Source organism: Sulfurovum sp. (assembly GCA_026990595.1).
Classification (GTDB): domain Bacteria; phylum Campylobacterota; class Campylobacteria; order Campylobacterales; family Sulfurovaceae; genus Sulfurovum.
Map to the genome: position 1 here is coordinate 21,712 of JALXCZ010000026.1, position 519 is coordinate 22,230.

Below are 519 nucleotides of genomic sequence, written 5' to 3' on the forward strand. Positions count from 1 at the left end.
ATGACTTTTATTATAGAGGCGCTAGCGTAGGAGAACATACTCTTACCCTTACTGTAACAGATGCGTATGGAGTGACAGCTACAGATGATATAACAGTCTTTGTTGAAAAAGAAAAAGATACAAATGCAACTATTCAAGCCAATGCAGGGATAGACAGTAATATGTACCTAGGGACAACGACATATTTAGATGGAAGAAAAAGTTATTCTCTAGGAAGTAGTATTGCCAAGTATAAATGGACAGAGGGAAATACGACATTAAGTAATTCATGGAATTTAGCTTATATCGGGAAAACTGTAGGGCTACATACTCTTACCCTCACTGTGACAGATACCTATGGATTGACAGCAAGTGATGATGTAAATATCACGGTACAAGATAGAGGTCTCATTGCCAATGCAGGGATAGACAGTAATATGTACCTAGGGACAACGACATATTTAGATGGAAGAAAAAGTTATTCTCTAGGAAGTAGTATTGCCAAGTATAAATGGACAGAGGGAAATACGACATTAAGTA

General features: G+C 37.2%; 1 protein-coding gene. It reads left to right on the forward strand.

The genetic code is table 11. The annotated features are described in order from the left end of the window. The coding region (locus MVE01_RS05615) for a PKD domain-containing protein (RefSeq protein ID WP_472561224.1) at positions 1-519 on the forward strand (519 nt) is incomplete at both ends.